We start from the raw sequence: 23,131 nt of genomic DNA, 5'->3' as shown, positions 1-23,131 counted from the left end.
CGCGGCGCTTTGGCCGGAGCGCGCTGAACCATGGCCCTCAATCGCGACGAATCGTCGCCGCTGTTCGCACCGGGCGTGGCGGGAACGCTGCGCCTGATCGTCTACCTGGCGCTGGCCTGCGTGCTGATGGTCCTGGACCATCGGGGCGGGTGGCTGGGCAACGTGCGCTATGGCCTGTCCATCGTCATCGAGCCCATCTACCGGATCGCCGGCCTGCCGTCGCAGGGTTTCCAGGCGGCCACGGTGGCGTTCGCCGACCGCCAGCGCCTGACCGAGCAGAACCAGCGGCTGCGTGAAGACCTGCTGCTGGCCAACGCCAAGCTCAACCGCATGGCCTCGGTGGCCGAGCAGAACCAGCGCCTGAAGGAACTGCTGGACACCCAGCACAGCCTGTCGCTCAACGTGCAGCTGGCCCGCCTGGTCGGCGTGGACCTGGGGCCGTTCCGGCACCGGATCGTGCTCAACCTGGGCGCGCGCGACAAGGTGCGGCAAGGCCAGGTGGTGATCGACGCCCGCGGGGTGATGGGCCAGATCGTCGACGTGATGCCCACCACCTCGGTGGCCATGCTGATCACCGATCCCAACCACGCCATTCCCGTCACCATCGAGCGCACCGGGCTGCGTACCGTGGCCTACGGCTCGCGCGCGGGCGACATGCTGACCCTGCCCACCATCCCCGTCTCGGCGGACGTGCAGGCCGGCGACAAGCTGGTCACCTCCGGCCTGGGCGGTCGTTTCCCGCCCGGTTTCCCGGTGGGCGAGATCCGCGACGTGGCGCAGACGCCGTCCGGCACGTTCCTCTCGGCGCAGGCCAAGCCGGCCGCCGACCTGGATCGCAGCGAGGATGTGCTGCTGCTGCACGACCTGGCCGAGCCGGCCGGGCCGCCGCCGCTCGCTCCGAACGTCGGTCCGTCGAACAGCCTGGCGCCCGATCCCAATGCCGCGCCCACGACGCCCGCCGCCGCGGCGCCGACGCTGCCGTCGGTCACCTCGCCGACCGCCAGCCGCGTTCCCGCGCGCGCCGCGTCCACGGGGAGCACGCCATGAACCGCATCCGGGTTCGCCAGCTGTGGTTCGCCGCCACGCTGCTACTGTCGCTGTTCCTGATGCTGATCCCGCTGCCCGGGCCGCTGACGCCGTTCAAGCCCTACTGGCCGGCGCTGGTGCTGCTGTACTGGTGCCTGCAGTCGGGTGACCGCGTGACGCTGGGCATGGCGTTCTGCCTGGGCGTGGGCGCCGACCTGTTCGACGGCGTGCTGCTGGGCGAGCAGGCCCTGCGCCTGACCGCCATGGTGTTCATCGCGCTGCGCTTCCGCTCGCGCCTGCGCTTCTTCCCCATGTGGCAGCAGTCGCTGGCCGTGCTGGGCCTGTTGCTCAACGACCGCGTGTTGCTGCTGCTGATCCGCGTACTCGGTGGCGACCCGGCGCCGCCGGCGGAATACTGGATCTCGCCGCTGGTGGGCGCAGCGCTGTGGCCGTTCGTGTTCCTGATCTTGGACGACCTCCGCGCCCGGCTGCGCATCCACGAGACATGAAGCGGCGCGCCTCTATCAAGGAAGTGCGGGGCGAGGTGGCGCTGTTCCGGCGCCGTGCCCTGGCCGGGTTCGCACTGATCCTGGCCGGGCTGGTCGCCGTGTGCTGCCAGTACGTCAACCTGCAGGTGAACCACCACGACGAGTTCGCCGCGCGCTCGGAGCAGAACCGGGTAAAGCCGCGCGCGATCCCACCCGCCCGCGGGCTGATCTTCGACCGCAATGGCGTGCTGCTGGCCGATAACGTGCCGGCCTTTCGCCTGGAAGTGACGCCGGAACAGGTGGCCGACATGGACACCATGCTGGCCAACCTCGGTGCCATCGTGCCGCTGAGCGACGAGGACATCGCCACCTTCCGCAAGCAGGTGAAGGGCAGCCGGCGCTTCGAGGGCGTGCCGCTGAAGCTCAAGCTGACCGAGGACGAGATCGGCCGCTTCGACGTCAACCGCTGGCGCTTCCCCGGCGTGGACGTGGTGCCCTACCTTACCCGGCGTTACCCGCTGGGCGCGTCGCTGGCCCATGTCATCGGCTATGTCAGCCGCATCGACGTGGACGACCTGGCCCGCATGGACGAGGACGAGGAGGCCAGCTACAAGGGCACCACGCATATCGGCCGCATCGGCATCGAGCGTTCCTACGAAAAACTGCTGCATGGCGCGCCCGGCTACGAGCTGGTCGAGGTGAACGCCGACGGGCGCACGCAGGCGGTGCTGGACACCACGCCGCCGACGCCGGGCAAGAACATCTACCTGAGCATCGACGTGCGCCTGCAGAAGGCCGCGGAGGACGGCCTGAACGGACGCTCCGGTGCGGCCATCGCCATCGATCCGCGCAACGGGCAGGTGCTGGCCTTCGCCAGCGTGCCCAGCTTCGACCCCAACCTGTTCGTCAACGGCATCAGCTCGGCCGACTACAAGGCGCTGACCACCTCGCCCGACAAGCCGCTGTACAACCGCGCGCTGCGCGGCGTGTATCCGCCCGGCTCCACGGTGAAGCCGTTCCTGGCGCTGGGTGGACTGACCATGGGCATCCGCCGGCCGTCGGACACGGTGCTGTCCACGGGCGAGTTCTGTATCCCGGGGCAGTCGCGCTGCTACCGCGACGACAAGCGCGGCGGCGACGGCACGGTCAACATGATCCGCGCCATCGAGTTGTCCACCAACACCTATTTCTACCGGCTGGCGCTGGACATGGGCATCGATCGCCTGTCGCAGTGGATGGGCAGCCTGGGCTTCGGCAAGAAGACCGGCATCGACCTGGTCGGCGAGGTGCCCGGCATCCTGCCGTCGCGCGAATGGAAGGCCACGCGCAGCAAGGCCGGCTGGTACCCCGGCGAAACCATCATCGCCGGCATCGGCCAGGGTTACTGGGCGGTGACGCCGCTGCAGCTGGCGCACGCGGTGGCCACGTTCGCGGGCCACGGCATTCCTTACACGCCGCATTTCCTGCTGGACACGCAGGACGGCGTGGACAGCCCGCGCGTGCGCCAGGCGTTTCCGCCCAGCGGGCCGTCCGTGGTGCGCAAGCAGGCGGATTGGGACGCCGTGAACGAAGGCATGAAGGCGGTGATCAACTCCGGCGCCGGCACCGGCAGGAAGCTGGGCATCGGCTTCCCGTACCTGATCGCCGGCAAGAGCGGCACCGCCGAGCGCTTCTCGCGCACCACCAACGCCTACAACGAAAACAAGAACACCGCCTACCTGGCCACGCGCCACCGTGCGCTGTTCATCGCCTATACGCCGGCGGACGATCCGAAGATCGCCACGACCGTGGTGCTGGAAGCCGGCGCCTGGGGCGCCGCGGATTCCGGCCCCATCGCGCGCAAGATCCTCGACCAGTGGGTGGTGGACGAGGGCGGCCCACGCCCGTCCGATCTGCCGCCGGGCCCGATCGTCATCTCCGACGCACCGCCCGACGCGTCGCCGGATGCCCATCCGGACGAGCATCCCGAGGCCTCTCCCGTGCAGGGCGTCCAGCCCGCCGATGGCGCCAGCAGCGCACCACCCCCCGACGACAACGGTGAGGACCAGTGAGCGCCATCCAGAACCTTAGCCTGCGCATGAAGCGTTTCGGCGTGCGCCTGATCAGCCGGCCGCGCCTGGATATTCCCTTGCTGCTGGCGCTGATGGTGCTGGCGGGCGTGGGCCTGACCACGCTTTACAGCGCGGGCAACGCCAATGTCGGCCTGGTGACGGGGCAGGCGGCGCGCTTCGCGCTGGGCGGCGTGCTGCTGCTGGTCATCTCCCGCATTCCGCCGCCGGTGCTGCGCTCGTGGACACCGTGGCTATACATGGGCAGCACCGCGCTGCTGGTGGTGGTGGCCGTGCTGGGCGAGGGCAGGGGCGCCTACCGCTGGCTGGACCTGGGCGTGATGCGCTTCCAGCCGTCCGAACTGCTCAAGCTGACCATGCCGATGATGGTGGCGTGGTACCTGCACCCGCGCCAGCTGCCGCCGAGCTGGAAAGACATCGTGGTGGTAGGCCTGCTGATCGCGGTGCCAGCCGGCCTGATCGCGGAACAGCCCGACCTGGGCACCGCGCTGCTGGTGGCCGGCGCGGGCGCGTTCGCGCTGTTCCTTTCCGGCATGGCCTGGTGGCGCATCGGCCTGATCGTGGGCGCGGTGGGCGGGGCCATTCCCGTGGCCTGGCAGTTCCTGCACGAATACCAGCGCAACCGCGTGCGCACGCTGCTCGATCCGGAGTCCGATCCGCTGGGCAACGGCTGGCACATCATCCAGTCGAAGATCGCCGTCGGCTCCGGCGGCGTGTTCGGCAAGGGCTGGCAGCACAGCACGCAGTCGCGCCTGGAATTCCTTCCCGAGCACACCACCGACTTCATCTTCGCGGTGTTTTCCGAGGAGTTCGGGCTGATCGGCGTCATCGGCATCATGCTGCTGTACGCGTTCATCATCGGCCGCTGCCTGTGGATCGCGATGAACGCGCGCGACACCTATTCGCGCCTGCTCGCCGGCGCCATCGGCATGAGCTTCTTCGTGTACGTGGCGGTGAACGGCGGCATGGTGGCGGGCATCCTGCCGGTGGTCGGCGTGCCGATGCCGCTGGTCAGTTACGGCGGCACCTCGGCCGTGTCGCTGCTCACCGGATTCGGCGTGCTTATGTCGATCCATGCGAACCGCAAGTTGCACGATTGATGGCTGAACAGTGGCCCAGGCCTGCCCCGGACGCGTCACGACCGCGTGTTACGCTTCGGTGCATGGATGAAGCCCTGACAGCGCGCTGCGCACGCCCCGTACGTCGTCTTCCGCGCCTCGCCGGCGCGTTGATCGCCTTCCCCCTGCTGTTTGCCGCGTCGGCGCATGCGGAGACGCATCCCGGCCAGGACGCACTGGTCCGCGAGGTGGCCAAGGACACGGGCAAGAGCCCCGCGTCGCTGAACGCGCTGCTGGACAACGCGAAGAAACAGCAGGCGATCCTCGATGCGATCAGCCGCCCCGCCGAGGGCAAGCCGTGGCGCGATTACCGCCCCATCTTCCTTACCGAGCAGCGGATCGCCGCGGGCGCCGCGTTCTACGAGGAACATCGTGCCCTGCTGGACGGCATCGGTCGCAAGTACGGCGTGCCGCCGGAATACATCGTGGCCATCGTCGGCGTCGAGACGTTCTACGGCAAGAACACCGGCAAGTGGAAAGTCATCGACGCGCTCAGCACCCTGGCCTTCTATTACCCCAAGCGCGCGCCGTTCTTCCGCGAGCAGCTGAAGACCTTGCTGGAGCTGCCGCCCCACCACCTCGGTGGCCCGATCGACACGCTGACCGGCTCCTACGCGGGTGCCCAGGGCTGGGGCCAGTTCATGCCTTCGTCCATTCGCGACTGGGGTGTGGACTACGACCACGACGGCCGGATCGACATGAAGGGCTCGATGGGCGACATCTTCGCCAGCATCGCCAATTATTTCGTCGAGCACGGCTGGGAGCGGGGCGGCCCGGTGGCCGCGCGCATGCAGCCGGATGGCCGTGTGGCCGCGCCGGAGGTTCCCAAGGACTGGCGTCCCGTCGCGCCGGTGGAATCGTTCGTGGCCGATGGCTTCGCTCCGGTGCAGCACCTCAATCCGGGGCGTGAGGCCCAACTGGTTCGGCTGGATGGGCCGGCCGGGGACGAATACTGGCTGACCTTCCAGAACTTCTACGTCATCACCACGTACAACCGCAGTCCCATGTATGCCATGGCCGTGAACCAGCTCGCCCAGGCGATCCGCGAGCGCGCGGGTGGTGCTGCGCCGCGATGAGGGAGGGGGTGCCGTCGTTGGGATCGCCTACCGGTTGGGGATCGCCTGTGGCTTTGGGGTCGCTCGTGGCCTTGGGATCGCCCACATCGTGGGCTCCTACCGGGTGGCGGTTCTGCTTGGTGGTGTTTATGGCGGTGCTGTTGTCGGCGTGTGGCGGGGGGAAGAACACGCGGCCGGCGTCGCGGGGTAGCAGCGGCGGGGGCTCGTCGTCGTCTTCGTCGTCGCGGGGTGGTTACGACGATATCCGCAAGTCGCAGGGGTCGCGGTATCGCTCGCGTGCCGACAGCGTGCCCACCGAGATCCCGGACGTCAGCAAGCTGCCCGAGCCGGTGCCGAAGGTGGAGCCGCGGTCGATCTACGGCAACAAGACCCCTTATTCCGTGCTGGGCCAGACCTACAACGTGCTGCCGACCCCGCGCGGTTACGTGGAGCGCGGTATCGCCTCGTTCTACGGCAACAAGTTCCACGGCTACAAGACCTCCAGCCTGGAGGAATACGACATGTACCAGTTCTCGGGCGCGCACAAGACGCTGCCGCTGCCCAGCTATGCGCGGGTCACCAACCTCGAGAACGGCAAGAGCGTGATCGTGCGCATCAACGATCGCGGCCCGTTCCACGAGAACCGCATCATCGATCTTTCCTTCGCCGCCGCCGTCAAGATCGGCGTGTGGCCCAAGGGCACCGGCCTGGTCGAGGTCCGCGCCATCGACCCGACGGAGGCCAACAGCGATCGCGGGGCGCCGTACGTCAACACGGCGCCCAAGCCCGCGCCGATCACCGCGCCACCGCCGCCTGCGGGGCGGTTCGTCGCGGCCGTGCCGGTGGGCGCGCGCACCGCGCCGACGCCAGAGCGCGCCGTGACCCGGCCGCCGTCCTCGGCGATTGCCGCGCCCGTGGGGAGCGCGCCCGTGGGTGGCGCCGTGGTCGGGAGCGCCGCAGTGGGCAGCGCCCGGCCGGTCAGCGGCGCCACGCCGGCGACCGGCGCGGCGTCCACCGGCAACGACGACGAGAACCACGTGCCAGGCATGACCGGCATCTCGCCAGCGGAAGCGCTGCCGCCATTGGCGGGCGCCGGTACCGGCACGGGTGCCACCAGGGGTACAGGCGTGGCCACGACGGGCGCTGCCGCGGCGGGCCCGTCGGCGTCCCGTGGCACGGCCAGCCGGCCCTCCGGCACCGTGCCGTGGAACGCGCCTGCCGGCAGTGCCGCCGCAGGTGCCACCGGCGTGTCCGCAGGCGCCGCCCAGGGGCCGATCACGGCCGCCATTCCCGGCAAACCCACCATCTACCTCCAGGTCGGCGCGTTTTCCGACGCGGCCAACGCCAACCGGGTGGCCGAGCAGTTGAACAAGGCCGGCCTCGGGCCGGTCAGTGTCATCGAGACCGCCGTGGGCGGCCGCAGTGTGCGCCGCGTTCGCGTCGGGCCGCTGGCCGACGTCGACACCGCCGATCGCGTGACCGACCAGATCGCCGGCATGGGTCTGCCCCGTCCGTCGGTCGCGGTAGACTGACCTTCTTTTTTTGCATTTCACTGGACCGTTGAAACGATGAAGCTCCTGCCCCGCTCCCTCCTTGCCTTCGCCGCCGCCGCGCTCGTCGCGGGCGTCGCTGCGCAGCAGCCCCCCCGTCCGACCGTCGTGCCCCGCCCGGCGGTGCCCGAGGCGCCGGTGCCGCCGCCGCCGGAAGTCGAGGGCAAGAGCTGGGTGCTCATGGACTACAACACGGGGCAGATCATCGCGTCCAAGGACATGGACGTGCAGCTCGAGCCGGCGTCCATCACCAAGATCATGACGGACTACGTGGTGTCGGCCGAACTCGGTAACGGCAAGATCCACATGACCGATCCGGTCACCATCAGCGAGAACGCCTGGCGTGGCGGCGGTGCCAGCACCGACGGCTCCACCAGCTTCCTCAAGCTCAACAGCCAGGTGCCGCTGAAAGACCTGCTCTTCGGCATGATCATCCAGTCGGGCAACGATGCCGCCATCGCACTGGCCGAGCACACCGCGGGCTCCGAGCCGGCGTTCGCCAACCTGATGAACGCCTATGCCAAGCAGATCGGCATGACGCATTCGCAGTTCCAGAACGCCTCCGGCTACCCGGTGGCCAATCACTACACGACCGCGCACGACATCGCGATCCTCTCCCGCGCCCTGATCCACGACTTCCCCGAGGACTACGCGATCTCGGCCGTGAAGGAGTTCGAGTGGAACGGCATCAAGCAGCACAACCGCAACCTGCTGCTGTGGCGCGACAACACGGTGGACGGCATCAAGACCGGCCATACCGCCGCTGCCGGCTATTGCCTGGCCGCGTCCGCCAAGCAGGGCGACGCCCGCATGATCGCCATCATCATGGGCGCCAGCAGCGAGAAGGGTCGCGCGGACGCCGCGCTGGCGCTGCTCAACTACGGCTTCCGCTTCTACGAAAGCCACAAGCTCTACGAGGCCAACAAGCCGCTGGCCACGCCCAAGCTGTGGAAGGGTGCCGAGAACACCGTGCCGCTGGGCCTCACGGAAGACGCGCTGGTCTCCGTAAAGCGCGGCGACTACGACAAGCTCAAGGCCAACCTCGACATTCCCACCACGCTGATCGCCCCGTTCAAGAAGGGCCAGCAGGTCGGCACGCTGCGCGTGACGCTCGATGGCCAGCCGGTGCTCACGGCGCCCCTGGTGGCACTGAACGACGCGCCCGAAGGCGGCTTCTTCTCCCGCCTGTGGGACACCATCATGCTGTGGTTCCACAGCGACGGCGACAAGAAGTAAGAGGGCATCCGGCCATGCGCGAGATCGACTTCAGCGACGCACAGAAGGACGGCAAGGGCTTCCAGTTCCCGGGCGAGTTCGAGATCACGGCGATCGGCAACGCCGCCGCCGGCCTCGACAAGCACATCCCGGCGTTGCTGCACGGCATCGGCCTGGAAGTGCTCCACGAGACCCTGTCCACCAAGCTCACCCCCGCCGGCAACTACCAGTCGGTCACGGTGAGCTTCGTCGCCCCCAGCCGCGAGAAATACCTCGAGGCCCACAGCACCCTCCGCGCGGACGAGAACATCCGTTTCACGATGTGACCCGTCTGCGCGGGGCTGGGGCTTGCCGCGGGTAGGAGCGCACGATGTGCGCGAAAAGCCAACAAGGCGGGGACGCGGCAACGCGCCCTTTCGCGCACATCGTGCGCTCCTACACGGGTGCCGGGCGGGTCCTTGATTCGCCGGCCCGGGGCCCACAACTTTCCGATAGTCCTTACGAACCGTCCCCTCCCATGACCTTCCCCCTCAACGTCCGCCGGCTGGGGCGTGTTCCCTACGAATCCACCTGGAAGGCCATGAGCGCCTTCACGGACAACCGCACGGACGACACGGTCGACGAGCTGTGGCTGCTGGAGCACGATCCCGTGTTCACGCTGGGCCAGGCCGGCAAGGAAGAGCACGTGCTGGCCGCGGGGGATATCCCGGTGGTGCGCGTGGATCGCGGCGGCCAGGTCACCTACCACGGCCCGGGCCAGATCGTGGCCTACCCCATGATCGACCTGCGGCGGGTGGGCGTGGGCGTCCGCGAGCTGGTCTGCCGCATCGAGCAGGCCATCATCGATACCCTGGGCGAGTGGAACATCGGGGCGGAACGGCAGGAGGGCGCCCCCGGGGTCTATGTCGCCGGGGCCAAGGTCGCCGCGCTGGGCCTGCGCATCCGGCGCGGGTGCAGCTTCCATGGCCTGGCCTTCAACGTCGACATGGATCTTGCCCCCTACCACCGCATCAATCCCTGCGGGTACAAGGGTTTGGAAGTCACCCAGGTGTTAGACTTGGGCGGTCCGTCGCGGTTGGTGGACGTGGAAGACGTCCTGGTGCAGGAATTCTGTAAGCAGTTCGGCTTCTCCGCCGTCGCCGCCGATCCTACCCTTCCCGAACTCCCCGCCCGCGTCGCGGTCTGAGGACGTAGCCGTCATGAGCCAAACCTCTTCCCTCTCCCCACGCAGCATCCCCATCGCCGTCGTCGACAAACCCGGCGAAAAGATGCTCGGCAACGACAAGATCGCGCTCAACCGCGCGGGCTTCGACACGAACGTGCCCACGCTGCGCAAGCCGGGCTGGATTCGCGTCCGCCTGCCGCAGGGCAACGCCGTGCAGGAACTGAAGGCACGCCTGCGCGAGAACTCGCTGGTCACGGTGTGCGAGGAAGCCTCCTGCCCGAACATCCACGAGTGCTTCTCCAAGGGCACGGCCACCTTCATGATCCTGGGCGAGGTCTGCACGCGGCGCTGTTCGTTCTGCGACGTGGCCCACGGCCGCCCGCAGCCGCCTGATCCGCTGGAGCCCGCCCGCCTGGCCGAGACCATCCGCGACATGCGGCTGAAGTACGTGGTGATCACCTCGGTGGACCGCGACGACCTTCGCGACGGCGGTGCCGAGCACTTCGCCTCCTGCATCCGTGCCGTGCGCCACGCCAGCCCCAACATCCGCATCGAGATCCTCACCCCGGATTTCCGCGGCAAGGGCCGGATGGAGCGCGCGCTGGAGGTCATGAAGGATTTCCCGCCGGATGTCTTCAACCACAACCTGGAGACGGTGCCCCACCTCTACCGCGAGGTCCGGCCCGGCGCCGACTACCAGTGGTCACTGGACCTGCTCAAGCGGTTCAAGGCGCAGCACCCGGAGGTCCCGACCAAGTCCGGCATCATGCTGGGCCTGGGCGAGACGATGGACCAGGTGCTGGAGACCATGCGCGATCTACGCAACCATGACGTCGACATGATCACCATCGGCCAGTACCTGCAGCCGACGGCGCATCACCACCCGGTGGTCCGTTACTGGACGCCGGACGAGTTCGATGCACTGCGCGTGGCGGGTGAGGCGATGGGTTTCGGCCATGTCGCTTCGGGCCCGTTAGTGCGATCCTCCTACCATGCCGACCTCATGGCTCACGCCGCGGGTGTCGTCGAATAAACGTTTCAACGCACTCCGAGGCTGCGATTACATGATCCTTCGTCCCGCGTTCGCCCTCCTGCTCGCCCTTTCGACGGCAGGTATCCACGCCCAGAACGCCAAACCGCAGCCGGACACCGCGCCCGCGACCAAATCGGCCGCTCCCCAGCCGAAGGATGCCTCGGAAGCCGCGACCTCGCCCGAGCCGCAGCGCAAGGAATCCACCCTGCCGCTGAAGCCCACCCCGGCCGAAGCCCAGGCATCGCAGCTGTCCGCGCGGTTCCTCACGCGCTTCCATTACCAGGCCCAGCCCCTGGACGACGCCATGTCGGCCAAGATCTACAAGGCCTACATCGAGTCGCTGGACAGCGAGAAGGTCTTCTTCACCCAGGAAGACCTGGCCAAGTTCGAGCCGATGAAAACCCAGCTCGACGACGCGATCTGGAACCAGGACCTGACCGCCCCGTTCTCGGTGTTCAACCTGTACATCACCCGCGCCGTGGATCGCATGAACTATGCGCGCGGCCTGCTGGCCAAGGGTTTCGACTTCAGCGGCAACGAAAGCTTCAACTTCGACCGCAAGAAGGCCGCCGCCCCGAAGAACCAGGCCGAGCTGGACGACGTGTGGCGCAAGCGCACCATGAATGACTGGCTGCGCCTGAAGCTGGCCGGCAAGACCGACGACGACATCCGCAAGACGCTGGACAAGCGCTACGCCACGTACATCTCGCGCGTGCGCCAGCTGGACAATGAAGACGCCACCCAGGCCTTCATGACGGCCTACGCCAACTCCACCGATCCGCACACCGATTACCTCGGCCCCCGCGCCGCGGATGCCTTCGACATCGCCATGCGCCTGTCGCTCGAGGGCATCGGCGCCGTGCTGCAGGCGCGCGACGACTACACCACCATCCGCGAACTGGTGCCCGGCGGCCCCGCGTTCAAATCCGGCAAGATGAAGGCGGGCGATCGCATCGTGGCCATCGGCCAGGGCGAGACCGGCCCGATGGTCGACGTGGTCGGCTGGCGCCAGGACGACGTGGTCAAGCTGATCCGCGGCAAGAAGGACACCACGGTCCGCATCGAGGTACTGCCCGCCGATGCCGGCGTGGACGGCAAGCACGACATCGTCACCCTGGTTCGCAAGAAGGTGACGATGGAAGAGCAGGCCGCCAAGTCCAAGGTCATCGAGGTCAAGGACGGCGACGTCACCCGCAAGATCGGTGTGATCGACCTGCCCACGTTCTACCAGGATTTCGGCGCACGCCGTAACGGCGACACCAACTTCAAGAGCGCCACCCGCGACGTCTCCAAGCTGCTCACCGAGCTGAAGGCGCAGAAGGTCGACGGCGTCATCATGGACCTGCGCAACAACGGCGGCGGCTCGCTGTCGGAAGCCACGGAGCTCACCGGCCTGTTCATCGACACCGGTCCCGTGGTGCAGGTGCGCGATGCGCGCGGCCAGATCGACGCACAGGGCGACGACGCCCCGGGCATGGCCTGGGACGGCCCGATGGCCGTCATGGTCAATCGCGGCTCGGCCTCGGCGTCGGAGATCTTCGCCGCCGCCATCCAGGATTACGGCCGCGGCATCATCATCGGCGAGCCCACCTTCGGCAAGGGCACCGTGCAGAACCTGGTCGATCTCGACCGCTTCGGCAAGGCGCAGACGGGCGAGGACGCCAAGTACGGCGAGTTGAAGATGACGATCGCGGAGTTCATCCGCATCAACGGCGACAGCACGCAGCTGCGCGGCGTCACCCCGGACGTGCAGTTCCCGCAGAACGGCGACGCGAAGGAATTCGGCGAGTCCACCTACGACAACGCGCTGCCGTGGCGTCATATCGACCCGGCCGACTACAAGCCGGTCGCCGACCTGAAGCCCATCTTCGGTCCGCTCAACCAGAAGCACGACGCCCGCGTGGCCACCTCGCCGGCGTGGAAGCTGATGCTGGATGAGATGGCCCAGTACAAGAAGCTGCGCGACAAGACCGACATCTCGCTCAACTTCGCGGCCCGCCAGGCCGAGCGCAAGCAGTACGAAGCGATGCAGACGGATTTCCGTAACCGCCGGAAGGCCATCTTCGGTGGCGACGGCAGTGCGTCGGACGCGTCTGACGACAGCACGGGCGACGACGGCCTCAACGCCAACGAGCGCAGCCTGAAGTCCGAGATCAAGCAGGAAGCCGACGCGAAGAAGGCCAAGGACACGCCGCTGGACGAGGCCGCCCACATCGTCAGCGACGAAGTGGCGATGATCAAGGCGGATCCGAAGGTCGCCGCCGAGGTACTGCCGTACGGCGGTCGCAAGATCGACGCCCCGCAGACCGCGCAGGTGCCGCACAAGGCCGTGGCGCCGGCCGCGGGTACGCCCACGCCCTGAGGGTGAGGGCTGCCGCATGACCCGCGCCCGTCCAGGGCGCGGGTTTTTTTTATGCGCCAAAACCACCTCTTCACCCGTCCGCTGCTAGCCTCGACGCGCATTTTTCCAACGCCCGAAGGCAGGCCCATGAACGATTTTCTCGACCGTGTCGGCGTAGACGCCGCCATGCGTGCGCTGATCCTCACGTACTCCATCCGCATCGGCCTGGCCATCGTGCTGCTGGTGATCGGCTTCTGGATCGCTGCGCGGCTCGCCAACCTGGGCCGGCGCGCGCTGGAGCGGGCGCGGGTCGACGTCACCCTGGCGCTGTTCCTGCGCAACGCCATCTACGGCGTGCTGCTGGCGCTGCTGTTCATCCAGGTGCTCGGCACCATCGGCATCCCCACCGCCTCGTTCATCGCGGCCATCGGTGCCGCCGGCCTGGCCGTGGGCCTGGCGCTCACCAGCTCGCTGTCCAACCTGGCCTGGGGCGTGCTGCTGATCCTGTTCCGCCCGTTCCGCGTGGGTGACTACGTCACCGTGGGCGGTATCGACGGCACGGTGCAGAGCGTCAACCTGATGCACACGTTCCTGATCACCCCGGACAATCGCGAGGCGGTGGTGCCCAACGCCAAGGTGGGCGGCGACGCGATCATCAACTACAACGTGCGCGGCACCCGCCGGTTCGAGTTCAAGGTGGGCATCGGCTACGGCGACGATATCGGCAAGGCTATGAAGGTCATCACCGACCTGTTCGAGGCCGACCCGCGCATCCTCAAGGACCCGGCGCCCGGCGTCTGGACCGACGCCCTGGGCGATTCCAGCGTCAACCTGGTCATCCGTGCCTGGACCACCGTGGCCGACATGCAGGGCGCGCAGACCAACCTGCTGCGCCGGATCAAGGAGCGCTTCGACGAGGAAGGCATCACCATTCCCTACCCGCAGAGCGAGATCCGCGTGGTGGGCGCCCCCGCGATCGAGCAGATGACCGCCACACCGCCGTCGAACGCCACACCGCCGTCGAACACGAAACCGCATTCTGACGCGACACCGCCGTTGTAGGAGCGGACGATGTCCGCGATAAGGCGCCACGGTCGTTTTCGCATGCGGGTTCGCGGACATCGTCCGCTCCTACATGAGCGTAGCGGCGCCCGGTGAATCGGGCGCTCCCGGGGCTTTTGGCCCAACGATCGTTTGAATCGTGGGAAAAGTCGCGCGAGGGATTACAATCTTCCGGTTGCGCCGCAGCATGGGCGCCCGTATTCCCCCGCCGGAGGGTTAGCCGCCCGCCGATGCCTGTTTTTCTGGAGGTTCCATGGCCGACGTCAAAGAAGCCCGCGTACCCGATATTGGTGGTAGCGCGGTCCCCGTCATCGAAATCATGGTCAAGGTCGGCGATCGCGTCGAGAAAGACCAGAGCCTGGTGACGCTCGAATCCGACAAGGCCACGATGGAAGTGCCGGCGCCGTTCGCTGGCGTCATCAAGGAGCTGAAGGTCAAGGTCGGCGACGAAGTGGACGAAGGCCACGTGATTGCGCTGGTCGAAGCCGACGGCGACGCCCCGGCCGAGGCGGCCAAGGCCGAAACGCCGAAGGCCGACGCCTCCAAACCGGCGGCTACCCAGGCGGCCCTGAAGGCCGACGACGCCAAGCCCGCCGCGGCGCCTGCCGCCGCCCCGTCACCGGCTGCCGCCAAGGCGCCGTCGGCGACGAAGGCCTCCGGCCCGGTCAACGTCACCGTGCCCGACATCGGCGGCAAGCCGGTGCCGATCATCGAGCTGATGGTCAAGGTGGGCGACACGGTCGAGAAGGACCAGAGCCTGATGACCCTGGAATCCGACAAGGCCACGATGGACATCCCGGCTCCGGCCGCGGGCGTCATCAAGGAGCTGAAGGTCAAGGTTGGCGACGAGGTCAACGACGGCGACCTGATCGCCGTGCTCGAAGGGCAGGGCGGTGAATCCGCCGAGGCCGCTGCGGCAGACGCCCAGCCCGCCGCCTCCACCGACAAGCCCGGGATCGCCGAGGCGCCCGCCGAGGCACCGAAGCGCGAAGCCGCTTCGTCGTCGGCCTCCGGCGCCTCGAAGTCGGAGCCGGTCGGCGGTGCGCCGCGCACGCCGCCGGTGTCGTTCGATGCCAGCGTCATCATGCCGGGCAACGCCCCGTACGCCAGCCCGGCCGTGCGTGCCTTCGCCCGCGAGCTCGGCGTCGATGTCGCCCAGGTCAAGGGTAGCGGACGCGGTGGCCGCATCCAGCGCGAGGACGTGTCCAGCTACGTGAAGCAGGTGATGACCTCGGGCGCTGCGCCGTCCGCGGGTGGCGCTTCCGCCGGTGGTGGCAACGGGCTCAGCCTGCTGCCGTGGCCGAAGGTGGATTTCTCGAAGTTCGGCGAGGTGGAAGAAAAGCCGTTGGGCCGCATCCCGAAGATCTCGGCGGCGAACCTCGCGCGCAACTGGGCCATGATCCCGCACGTCACGCAGTTCGAAGACGCCGACATCACCGAGCTGGAAGCCTTCCGCAAGAAGCTCGGCGAAGAGAACAAGGACCTGAAGGTCACGCCGCTGGTATTCCAGATCAAGGCGGTGGTCGCGGCGCTGAAGAAATTCCCGCAGTTCAACGCGTCGCTCGATGCGGCCGGTGAAACGCTGACGCTGAAGAAGTACTACAACGTGGGCATTGCGGTGGATACGCCCGATGGCCTGGTCGTGCCGGTCATCCGCAATGCGGATACCAAGGGCCTGCTCGATCTCGCCGCCGAACTGGGCGAGATCTCGAAGAAGGCACGCGACAAGAAGCTCACCGCGGCCGATATGCAGGGTGGCTGCTTCTCCATCTCTTCGCTCGGCGGCATCGGCGGCACGGCGTTCACGCCGATCGTCAACGCGCCGGAAGTGGCGATCCTGGGTGTGTCCAAGGCGCAGATGAAGCCTGTCTGGAACGGCAAGGAATTCGCGCCGCGCCTGATGCTGCCGCTGTCGCTGTCGTACGACCATCGCGTCATCGACGGTGCCCTGGCCGCACGCTTCGCCGTGTACCTCGCCCAGCAGCTCGGCGATATCCGTCGCCTGTTGCTCTGACCGGAGGCGATACGCATGGCTAACACGATCGAACTGAAAGTACCCGACCTCGGCGGCTCGCACGATGTGCCGGTCATCGAGATCCTGGTGAAGGTCGGCGACACCGTCGCCAAGGACCAGAGCCTGGTCACGCTGGAGTCGGACAAGGCCACGATGGACGTGCCTGCTTCGCAGGCCGGCACCATCGTCGAGATCAAGGTCAAGATCGGCGACGAGCTCAACGACGGCAGCGTCATCGCCCTCATCGAGGCCTCCGGTAGCGACGTGTCGTCCGACGCCGGCAAGGCCGTCGGCCAGTCGACAGTCAAGGACGCTCCCCCGCCGGCTACGCCGTCCCCCGCACCGGCACCGCCGAAGGCTGCCGCAGCGCCTGCGGCTGCCTCGCCCGCCGCTGCGCCGTCGTCGACGGCGAAGGCCGCCGGGGATTCCGGTCGCAAGGCCGACATCGAGTGCCAGCTGGTCGTGCTCGGCTCGGGCCCGGGCGGCTACACCGCCGCGTTCCGTGGTGCGGACATCGGCCTGGATGTGGTGCTGGTGGAGCGCTACGAGTCGCTCGGCGGTGTTTGCCTCAACGTCGGCTGCATCCCGTCGAAGGCGCTGCTGCACGCGGCTGCCGTGATCGACGAAGCCGCCGCCATCGAGGCGCACGGCATCGCGTTCGGCAAGCCGGTGATCGACCTCGACAAGCTGCGCTCGTTCAAGGACAAGGTAGTCGGCAAGCTCACCGGCGGTCTGGCGCAGATGGCCAAGGCCCGTAAGGTACGCACCGTCACCGGCGTGGGCAGTTTCATCTCCGCCCACGAGCTGGAAGTGCAGACGGCCGAGGGCACCAAGCTGATCCGCTTCGAGAACGCCATCATCGCGGCGGGCTCGCAGCCGGTGAAGCTACCGTCCTTCCCGTGGGACGACGAGCGCGTCATCGATTCCACCGGCGCGCTGGAACTGCGCGACGTGCCGAAGAAGATGCTGGTCGTCGGCGGTGGCATCATCGGCCTGGAAATGGCCACGGTGTACGCGGGCCTCGGCTCGGAAGTCACGGTGGTGGAACTGGCCGACCAGCTGATGCCGGGCGCCGACCTCGACCTGGTCAAGCCGCTGCAGGGCCGGATCGCCAAGCGCTACAAGGGCATCCATCTCAAGACCAAGGTGGTCGCGGCCAAGGCCACGCAGAAAGGTATCGAGATTACCTTCGAGGGTGACAGCATCCCCGAGACCACGGTGTACGACCGCGTGCTGGTGTCGGTGGGCCGTTCGCCCAACGGCAACAAGCTCGGGGCCGACAAGGCTGGCGTGGAAGTGAGCGAGCGCGGTTTCATCCCCGTCGATCGCCAGATGCGCACCAACGTACCGCACATCTTCGCCATCGGTGACCTGGTCGGCCAGCCCATGCTGGCGCACAAGGCCACGCACGAGGCCAAGGTGGCCGCCGAAGCCGCCGCCGGGCAGAAGAGTTTCTTCGATGCGCGCGTCATCCCGTCGGTGGCCTACACCGATCCGGAAATCGCCTGGGTCGGCGTGACCGAACGCGAGGCGAAGGAGAAGGGCTTGAAGGTCGGGGTGGGCAAGTTCCCCTGGGCAGCCTCCGGTCGCGCCATCGGCATCGACCGCACCGAAGGCTTCACCAAGCTCATCTTCGACGAGGAAACCCACCGTATCGTCGGCGCCGGTATCGTCGGCCCGCACGCGGGCGACCTCATCTCCGAACTGGTCCTGGCCATCGAGATGGGCGCGGAAGCCGGCGACATCGGCCGCACCGTGCACCCGCATCCGACCTTGGGCGAGTCCGTGGGCATGGCCGCCGAGGTGTACGAAGGAACGATCACGGACCTCTACATCCCGAAGAAGAAATAGCGTTTCGGCGACCCGCATCGCGCACATCGTGCGCTCCTACACCCGCCCTTGTAGGAGCGCACGATGTGCGCGATACCCGTTGTGTAGAAGCGCACGATGTACCCGATGGCCGTTGTGTAGGAGCGCACGATGTGCGCGATAGCCGTTGTAGGAGCGCACGATGTGCGCGATCACCGCCGCGTAGAAGCGCACGACGTACCCGATCGTCCGTGCAGAAACATCCGACACGCACGACCGCCATCAGACATCCCGCCCCTCACCCGCCCCCACCCAAACCGCATTCCAATACGGATAATCCCCCACGCGCCTCACCAGCCCCGCGCGTATCGGATTGGCCACGATGTAGCGCGCCGCCGCGCGGACATCCTCATCGGCACGCAACGCCCGGTCATGGAACGCCCTCTGCCACACGGGTGAGGTGCGCCCTTCATCGCGCAGCGCTTTCGTCACCAGTGACTTCAGCTTCCTGACCATCTTCGACAGGTCGGCATCGGCATGGTCGTCGAGTTGCACCAGCCCGTGCCAGTGATCGGGCATCAGCACCCAGGCCAGGCATTCGGCGTGTCGCCAGGTGGCCGGTGCGTGGACGATGCGGGCTATCCGCCGCGCGATGCGGTAGTCGCCGAAGATCGGTGCACGATTCCAGGCCACGGCCGTGACGAGGTAGATGCGGCCGGCTTCGGAAACCCGACCGCGACGAAGTGCCTTGTTGCCAGGGTGCGATGTCATTCGTCCATCGTCCCGACGTCGACACCGTCGAAACAGCGGCGCCCACCGCATCGCAAGATGCCCCGTGCCCGAAACCCGACGTCCGGGGGTAGGAGCGCACGATGTGCGCTAAAAGCCAACAACGCGGCGACGCGGCAAGCCCCATCGCGCACATCGGGCGCTCTACCCCGCGATCATCGACAACGGCACATCGCATCGCGCGAGCGGTTGTGGCATCGTCCGGTGATGCCAGCACCGCAGCCAGCTCACTACCTCCGTCGCCTCGGCATCTGGGATGCCGCGATGATCGTCATCGGCGGCGTGATCGGGGCAGGCATCTTCCGCACGCCGGCCACCGTGGCTCAGCTGACCAGTTCGGGTACGGAAGTGATCCTGCTCTGGACGCTCGGCGGCCTGCTCACCCTTGCCGGCGTGCTCTGCTATGCCGAGCTGGGTGCGCGTCGGCCACAGGCGGGCGGCACCTACGTGTACCTGCGCGAAGCCTTCGGCCAGTTACCGGCGTTCCTGTTTGGCTGGACGATGGCGCTGATCAATTACCCCGGCAGCGTCGCCGCCGTCGCCACCACGTTCGCCGACTACGCGTGTCGTGCGACCGGCCTGCCGCAGGAGTGGGTCAAGCCGCTGGCGGTGGGGGCGATCGCCTTCATCGTGGCGGTGAACCTGTTCGGCATCCGTGCCGGCGCATGGGTGCAGAACATCTTCACCGTGCTGAAACTGGGCGCTGTCGCGTTGCTGATCGTCGTGGGCCTCTACCTGGCGCGCGGGCACCTGGGCGCGGCGTTCGTGGCCGATCCCACACACGACGTGCCGGCCAGCACGGTGATCGGTGCCATCCTCCCGGCCTTGTTCGCCTACGGCGGGTTCCATTACCTCAACGACCTGGCCGGCGAAGTGCGTGAGCCCCAACGCACGCTGCCCCGGGCGCTGGGCCTGGGCATGCTCGCCGTCGTGGTCTGCTACGTGCTGGTCAACATCGCCTACATGGCCGGCCTGGGACATGCCGGCCTGGCCGCGAGCACGGCGCCCGCGGCGGACCTGATGCGTCGTGTGTTCGGCGAATCCGGCGCGACCATCATCGCCGTGGGCATTGCCTGCTCGACCTTCGGTTATTGCAGCATCGCCATCGCCGGCGGCGCACGCGTGCTGCAGGTGATGAGCGCGGACGGCATGTTCTTTCGTCCGATCGCGCGCATCGACGCGAAGACCGGCGCGCCGCAGTTCGCACTGGCGGCACTGGGCGGCTGGGCGATCGTGCTGATCCTGTCGGGCAGCTTCAAGGCGCTGCTCAACTACACCACGGTGGGCGAATGGCTGTCGCATGCGTTCGGCATCGCGACCATCTTCTGGTATCGCAGGAAATTACGCGATGAGCCCTCGCCCTACCTCGTGCCTGGGTATCCGGTGTTGCCGCTGGTGTTCACGACGACGGTGTTGTGCGTGATTGCCGCCACCGCGATTACCGAGCCGGGCGATGCCGGGATGAGCCTGCTCATCATTGCCGTCGGTGTGCCGGTGTATTACCTGTGGCGGCGGAAAAGCGCGTAGGCGCTCGCCTCGACAGTCGCCCCGTGTAACCCTCGTTCAAACGTTCCGTGGCAGATTCGGGGCATGCGTACCTATCTGCCCTTGCTGCTCCTGACAGCCGCCGTCTCCGCCCAGGCGACCACGGTCGACCTCGTACACCCGACATCCGCCACGCATGTCACCACGCGCGACGCCACGCTCGATGCCACGCCACGCAAGGCGGCCGATGGCGGCGAGCTGGTGGCGGTGACGTTCAAACCGTCCGCCGCGCCATCGCTGGTGATCGCGCCGGCGCAAGGCACGTGGGCATGGCAGCCGGATGGCACGCTGCGCCTGCGCCTACAGAACGGCATGCCCTGGCCGGTCACGCTCATCGTCGATATCGCTTCGGGCGAGAAGCACCTGAAGACGGTGGTCGGTCTGCCGCCGGGGCCACCGCAGACGCTGTCGGTGACACTGAAAGCCACCTCGCCGCGTGCGTTCGGCATGCAGGTGGGCCCGCCGATGCCGTTCGACGATGGCAAGGACAAACGACTGGTGGCCACCGCCGTGGACGGCGCGGTGGATGCCGGCGCCATCACCTCGGTGACCTTGTCCATGCCGCAACCGGGTGCTGCACAAACGCTGCTGTTCGGCACGTTGGACACGGTGGCGGGAGATGGTGACCTGCGCAAGGCGTACACCGGCATCGTCGATCGGTATGGGCAGTACACCCGCGCGACATGGCCGGAGAAGATCGACAGCGATGCGGCCTTGAAGGAGCGCGCGGCCCTACCCGCCGGCGCGAAGGACGCCGCGGCGGCGTCGCCGGGTCTCGACCGTTTCGGTGGCCGCCTCGATCGGCCGGCACTCAAGGTCACCGGCTTCTTCCACACGCAGAAGCAGGGCGACCGCTGGTGGCTGGTGACGCCGGAGGGCCACGCATTCTTCTCGCTGGGCGTGAATGCGGTGAACCTCACCGATGCCCGCACCTACGTGCAGGGTCGCGAATTCATGTTCCTCGATCCGGGCGTGGACCACGGCACGTTTAGCGGTGTGGCCGACAGCCGCAGCGACCAGGGCTCGCAGCGCGACAACGGCATGAACCACGGGCGCTGGTGGGACATCTATTCGCAGAACGTGTCGCGCAGCCTGGGCAACGACTTCGCCTCGGCGTGGCGCAAGCGCAGTGTCGATCGACTGCGCAGCTGGCGCTTCAACACCCTGGGCAACTGGAGCGACCCGGCCTTCGCCACCGACCACCGGATCGCCTACACGGTGCCGATCCTTATCAAGGGCGATTTCAACACGGTAAGCACGGGCTACGATTATTGGGGCCGGATGCCGGACCCGTTCGATCCACGTTTCCTCAAGGCCACGCAGGCGGCCGTCGCCAACGCGAGCAAGGGCGTGACGGACGACCCGTGGTTGCTCGGTTACTTTGCCGACAACGAACTGGCCTGGGCGGGGCAGGGGCCGCAAGGGCGGTGGGCGCTGGCGGTGGGCTCGCTCGCCCAGGGGCCGGAAAGCCCGGCCAAGCAAGCCTTCCTCGCCTACCTGAAAAAAACTCACGGTGACGCCGCCAGCTTCGCCAAGGCGTGGGGCGTGAACGTCACCACCTGGGATCAGGTAGCCGCCAAGGGCTTCAAGGCGCCGGACCCGAGCGAAGCACATCCCGCCGTGGCCGCGGACAACATCGCCTTCCTGCGCCTGTTCGCCGATCAGTATTTCCGCACCGTCGCGCAGACGCTGAAGAAGGCGGATCCGCATCACCTGTTCCTCGGTGGCCGGCTTGCCGTCCGTACCCCGGAAGTGGAGCAGGCCAGCGCCGCCTACGCCGACGTCACCAGCATCAACACCTACACGGATGTGCCGGAGCACGGTTTCGACGTGGCGGCCTTTCGCAAGATGGACAAGCCCGTGATGATCACGGAGTTCCACTTCGGGTCGGCCGATCGCGGGCCGTTCGGCAACGGCGTGGCGGCCGTGGGAAGTGAGGAAGAGCGGGGCAAGGCCTACGCGCGCTTCGTGGACGCCGCCGTCGCGTCGGGTGTCATTGTGGGCACGCACTGGTTCCAGTACATCGACCAGCCGGTCACCGGCCGGGTGCTCGACGGGGAAAACTCGCACATCGGGCTGGTCGGCATTACCGATATCCCGTTCAAGGACTTCACCCGGGCCGTTACCGACACCAATGCCCGGGTCGGCGGGGGCTCAGGCGGCGCGCGGTAGCGGCAGGTCGACCCGGCGCTGCCGGAACAGGTCCCCGCCAAGAGCGAAGGCGATGGGCTCGGCCACGCCCACCAGGGCACTGACGGCCAGGTTCTGGTTGACGGCGTAGCTCATGGAAAACGCGATGCTGAAATGCGTCGCGGCGTACTTGATGGTGCGGGCCATGACGAAATCCTCAGATGGGAATGGATCTCATTATGGGGGTGCCGCGGGTGATGTCCAAGTGATCGTTTTGATGTTTTCGATAGCACGCGACTATCGATGCAGGGCCATGAATCCCACGATGCCGACCACCATCAGGATGGCCACGGTCATGCATGCGCTGGTCGGCTTGACCCGGCGCGCATCGACGCGTGGGACCAATCGCCAGATCAGGAATGCGCCGAGCAGCATGTCCAGCACCAGCCAGCCGCGGACCCAGGCCAACTCGAGCAGGGAGGCATCCAGCGGTTGCCCATGGCGTGTCAGCAAAAGCACCGCCCCGCCCACACCCAGCGCGATCAGCAGCCAGACCAGCATGGCGAGATAGGTGCGGTTGAACACCACCGGGGTGCGTTCGAGCCAGCGCAGGGCCGACCAGCCGATCAGGGCCGGCACGACCGCGCCGACGCTGGCGTAGAGCACCAGCCAGATGATGGCCGACAACAGGGTGAGGAGGGTCTGGGTCACGTGGGCGCCGA

Annotated in this window: 19 protein-coding genes; 16 read left to right on the top strand and 3 right to left on the bottom strand. The window is 67.5% G+C overall.

Going from position 1 to position 23,131, the window contains the following annotated elements; translation table 11 throughout:
* The first annotated feature begins 30 nt into the window (after positions 1–30).
* The 14 genes from mreC (at position 31) to lpdA (ending at position 17,987) form a co-directional block, all read left to right on the top strand.
* The gene (gene mreC, locus QRN34_RS18580) at positions 31–1,047 is read left to right on the top strand and encodes a rod shape-determining protein MreC (RefSeq protein WP_285406872.1); all 1,017 of its coding nucleotides are present in this window, start codon (positions 31–33) and stop codon (positions 1,045–1,047) included.
* Positions 1,044–1,535, top strand: a complete 492-nt coding sequence (gene mreD, locus QRN34_RS18575; protein ID WP_036139602.1) for a rod shape-determining protein MreD — start codon at positions 1,044–1,046, stop codon at positions 1,533–1,535. Before mreC ends, mreD begins: the two co-directional genes overlap by 4 nt.
* Positions 1,532–3,565 carry a penicillin-binding protein 2 gene (mrdA, locus tag QRN34_RS18570; RefSeq protein WP_285406870.1) on the top strand — a complete coding sequence of 678 codons (2,034 nt, stop codon included), beginning with the start codon at positions 1,532–1,534 and terminating at the stop codon, positions 3,563–3,565. The genes mreD and mrdA overlap by 4 nt, the downstream gene beginning before the upstream one ends.
* Before the next feature lie 26 nt (positions 3,566–3,591).
* Positions 3,592–4,683, top strand: coding sequence for a rod shape-determining protein RodA (rodA, locus tag QRN34_RS18565; RefSeq protein ID WP_285406885.1), 1,092 nt, complete (start codon positions 3,592–3,594; stop codon positions 4,681–4,683).
* 62 nt (positions 4,684–4,745) lie between these two features.
* Complete coding sequence (gene mltB / locus QRN34_RS18560; protein ID WP_285406868.1) at positions 4,746–5,777, top strand: lytic murein transglycosylase B; 1,032 nt, start codon at positions 4,746–4,748, stop codon at positions 5,775–5,777.
* Between the two features lie 128 nt (positions 5,778–5,905).
* Positions 5,906–7,288 carry a septal ring lytic transglycosylase RlpA family protein gene (locus QRN34_RS18555; RefSeq protein ID WP_285406866.1) on the top strand — a complete coding sequence of 461 codons (1,383 nt, stop codon included), beginning with the start codon at positions 5,906–5,908 and terminating at the stop codon, positions 7,286–7,288.
* A 36-nt stretch (positions 7,289–7,324) separates the two neighbouring features.
* Positions 7,325–8,542: a D-alanyl-D-alanine carboxypeptidase family protein gene (locus QRN34_RS18550; protein ID WP_285406863.1), complete on the top strand. Its 1,218-nt coding sequence runs from the start codon at positions 7,325–7,327 to the stop codon at positions 8,540–8,542.
* A 14-nt stretch (positions 8,543–8,556) separates the two neighbouring features.
* Complete coding sequence (locus QRN34_RS18545; protein WP_285406860.1) at positions 8,557–8,847, top strand: DUF493 family protein; 291 nt, start codon at positions 8,557–8,559, stop codon at positions 8,845–8,847.
* 191 nt (positions 8,848–9,038) lie between these two features.
* On the top strand, positions 9,039–9,707 hold the full coding sequence (gene lipB, locus QRN34_RS18540; RefSeq protein ID WP_285406858.1) for a lipoyl(octanoyl) transferase LipB: 669 nt from the start codon (positions 9,039–9,041) through the stop codon (positions 9,705–9,707).
* A gap of 13 nt (positions 9,708–9,720) precedes the next feature.
* Positions 9,721–10,719: a lipoyl synthase gene (lipA, locus tag QRN34_RS18535; RefSeq protein WP_285406856.1), complete on the top strand. Its 999-nt coding sequence runs from the start codon at positions 9,721–9,723 to the stop codon at positions 10,717–10,719.
* 31 nt (positions 10,720–10,750) lie between these two features.
* Positions 10,751–13,081 carry a carboxy terminal-processing peptidase gene (locus tag QRN34_RS18530; protein WP_285406853.1) on the top strand — a complete coding sequence of 777 codons (2,331 nt, stop codon included), beginning with the start codon at positions 10,751–10,753 and terminating at the stop codon, positions 13,079–13,081.
* A 126-nt stretch (positions 13,082–13,207) separates the two neighbouring features.
* Positions 13,208–14,122, top strand: a complete 915-nt coding sequence (locus QRN34_RS18525; protein ID WP_285406851.1) for a mechanosensitive ion channel domain-containing protein — start codon at positions 13,208–13,210, stop codon at positions 14,120–14,122.
* Between the two features lie 253 nt (positions 14,123–14,375).
* Positions 14,376–16,136 carry a dihydrolipoyllysine-residue acetyltransferase gene (gene aceF / locus QRN34_RS18520; RefSeq protein WP_285406848.1) on the top strand — a complete coding sequence of 587 codons (1,761 nt, stop codon included), beginning with the start codon at positions 14,376–14,378 and terminating at the stop codon, positions 16,134–16,136.
* 15 nt (positions 16,137–16,151) lie between these two features.
* Positions 16,152–17,987 carry a dihydrolipoyl dehydrogenase gene (gene lpdA / locus QRN34_RS18515; protein ID WP_285406845.1) on the top strand — a complete coding sequence of 612 codons (1,836 nt, stop codon included), beginning with the start codon at positions 16,152–16,154 and terminating at the stop codon, positions 17,985–17,987.
* A gap of 240 nt (positions 17,988–18,227) precedes the next feature.
* Here the strand turns inward: lpdA and QRN34_RS18510 are convergent, their stop codons facing one another.
* On the bottom strand, positions 18,228–18,716 hold the full coding sequence (locus tag QRN34_RS18510) for a transposase (protein ID WP_285406842.1): 489 nt from the start codon (positions 18,714–18,716) through the stop codon (positions 18,228–18,230).
* A gap of 225 nt (positions 18,717–18,941) precedes the next feature.
* On the opposite strand from QRN34_RS18510, the gene QRN34_RS18505 reads away from it, so the two are divergent.
* Together QRN34_RS18505 and QRN34_RS18500 are read left to right on the top strand one after the other, a co-directional pair.
* Positions 18,942–20,261, top strand: coding sequence for an amino acid permease (locus QRN34_RS18505; protein WP_285406839.1), 1,320 nt, complete (start codon positions 18,942–18,944; stop codon positions 20,259–20,261).
* A gap of 63 nt (positions 20,262–20,324) precedes the next feature.
* Positions 20,325–22,451, top strand: coding sequence for a beta-agarase (locus QRN34_RS18500; protein WP_285406836.1), 2,127 nt, complete (start codon positions 20,325–20,327; stop codon positions 22,449–22,451).
* On the opposite strand, the gene QRN34_RS18495 is transcribed toward QRN34_RS18500, so the two are convergent.
* Both QRN34_RS18495 and QRN34_RS18490 read right to left on the bottom strand, forming a co-directional pair.
* A complete protein-coding gene (locus tag QRN34_RS18495) occupies positions 22,434–22,616 on the bottom strand; it encodes a DUF2061 domain-containing protein (protein ID WP_285406834.1) in 183 nt (60 codons plus the stop codon). The two genes, QRN34_RS18500 and QRN34_RS18495, sit on opposite strands and share 18 nt — an antisense overlap.
* Positions 22,617–22,706: 90 nt before the next feature.
* The gene (locus QRN34_RS18490) at positions 22,707–23,120 is read right to left on the bottom strand and encodes a hypothetical protein (protein WP_036139622.1); all 414 of its coding nucleotides are present in this window, start codon (positions 23,118–23,120) and stop codon (positions 22,707–22,709) included.
* Positions 23,121–23,131 lie beyond the last annotated feature (11 nt).

Source organism: Luteibacter sp. ME-Dv--P-043b, from assembly GCF_030209605.1.
Taxonomy (GTDB): Bacteria; Pseudomonadota; Gammaproteobacteria; order Xanthomonadales; family Rhodanobacteraceae; genus Luteibacter.
This window is presented reverse-complemented; position numbering and strand designations above follow the sequence as displayed.

Bases quoted from the DNA above. Each gene is read 5' to 3' on its own strand.
- mreC (WP_285406872.1), top strand. From the start codon at position 31: ATGGCCCTCAATCGCGACGAATCGTCGCCGCTGTTCGCACCGGGCGTG.
- mreD (WP_036139602.1), top strand. From the start codon at position 1,044: ATGAACCGCATCCGGGTTCGCCAGCTGTGGTTCGCCGCCACGCTGCTA.
- mrdA (WP_285406870.1), top strand. From the start codon at position 1,532: ATGAAGCGGCGCGCCTCTATCAAGGAAGTGCGGGGCGAGGTGGCGCTG.
- rodA (WP_285406885.1), top strand. From the start codon at position 3,592: ATGAAGCGTTTCGGCGTGCGCCTGATCAGCCGGCCGCGCCTGGATATT.
- mltB (WP_285406868.1), top strand. From the start codon at position 4,746: ATGGATGAAGCCCTGACAGCGCGCTGCGCACGCCCCGTACGTCGTCTT.
- QRN34_RS18555 (WP_285406866.1), top strand. From the start codon at position 5,906: ATGGCGGTGCTGTTGTCGGCGTGTGGCGGGGGGAAGAACACGCGGCCG.
- QRN34_RS18550 (WP_285406863.1), top strand. From the start codon at position 7,325: ATGAAGCTCCTGCCCCGCTCCCTCCTTGCCTTCGCCGCCGCCGCGCTC.
- QRN34_RS18545 (WP_285406860.1), top strand. From the start codon at position 8,557: ATGCGCGAGATCGACTTCAGCGACGCACAGAAGGACGGCAAGGGCTTC.
- lipB (WP_285406858.1), top strand. From the start codon at position 9,039: ATGACCTTCCCCCTCAACGTCCGCCGGCTGGGGCGTGTTCCCTACGAA.
- lipA (WP_285406856.1), top strand. From the start codon at position 9,721: ATGAGCCAAACCTCTTCCCTCTCCCCACGCAGCATCCCCATCGCCGTC.
- QRN34_RS18530 (WP_285406853.1), top strand. From the start codon at position 10,751: ATGATCCTTCGTCCCGCGTTCGCCCTCCTGCTCGCCCTTTCGACGGCA.
- QRN34_RS18525 (WP_285406851.1), top strand. From the start codon at position 13,208: ATGAACGATTTTCTCGACCGTGTCGGCGTAGACGCCGCCATGCGTGCG.
- aceF (WP_285406848.1), top strand. From the start codon at position 14,376: ATGGCCGACGTCAAAGAAGCCCGCGTACCCGATATTGGTGGTAGCGCG.
- lpdA (WP_285406845.1), top strand. From the start codon at position 16,152: ATGGCTAACACGATCGAACTGAAAGTACCCGACCTCGGCGGCTCGCAC.
- QRN34_RS18510 (WP_285406842.1), bottom strand. From the start codon at position 18,716: ATGACATCGCACCCTGGCAACAAGGCACTTCGTCGCGGTCGGGTTTCC.
- QRN34_RS18505 (WP_285406839.1), top strand. From the start codon at position 18,942: ATGCCAGCACCGCAGCCAGCTCACTACCTCCGTCGCCTCGGCATCTGG.
- QRN34_RS18500 (WP_285406836.1), top strand. From the start codon at position 20,325: ATGCGTACCTATCTGCCCTTGCTGCTCCTGACAGCCGCCGTCTCCGCC.
- QRN34_RS18495 (WP_285406834.1), bottom strand. From the start codon at position 22,616: ATGGCCCGCACCATCAAGTACGCCGCGACGCATTTCAGCATCGCGTTT.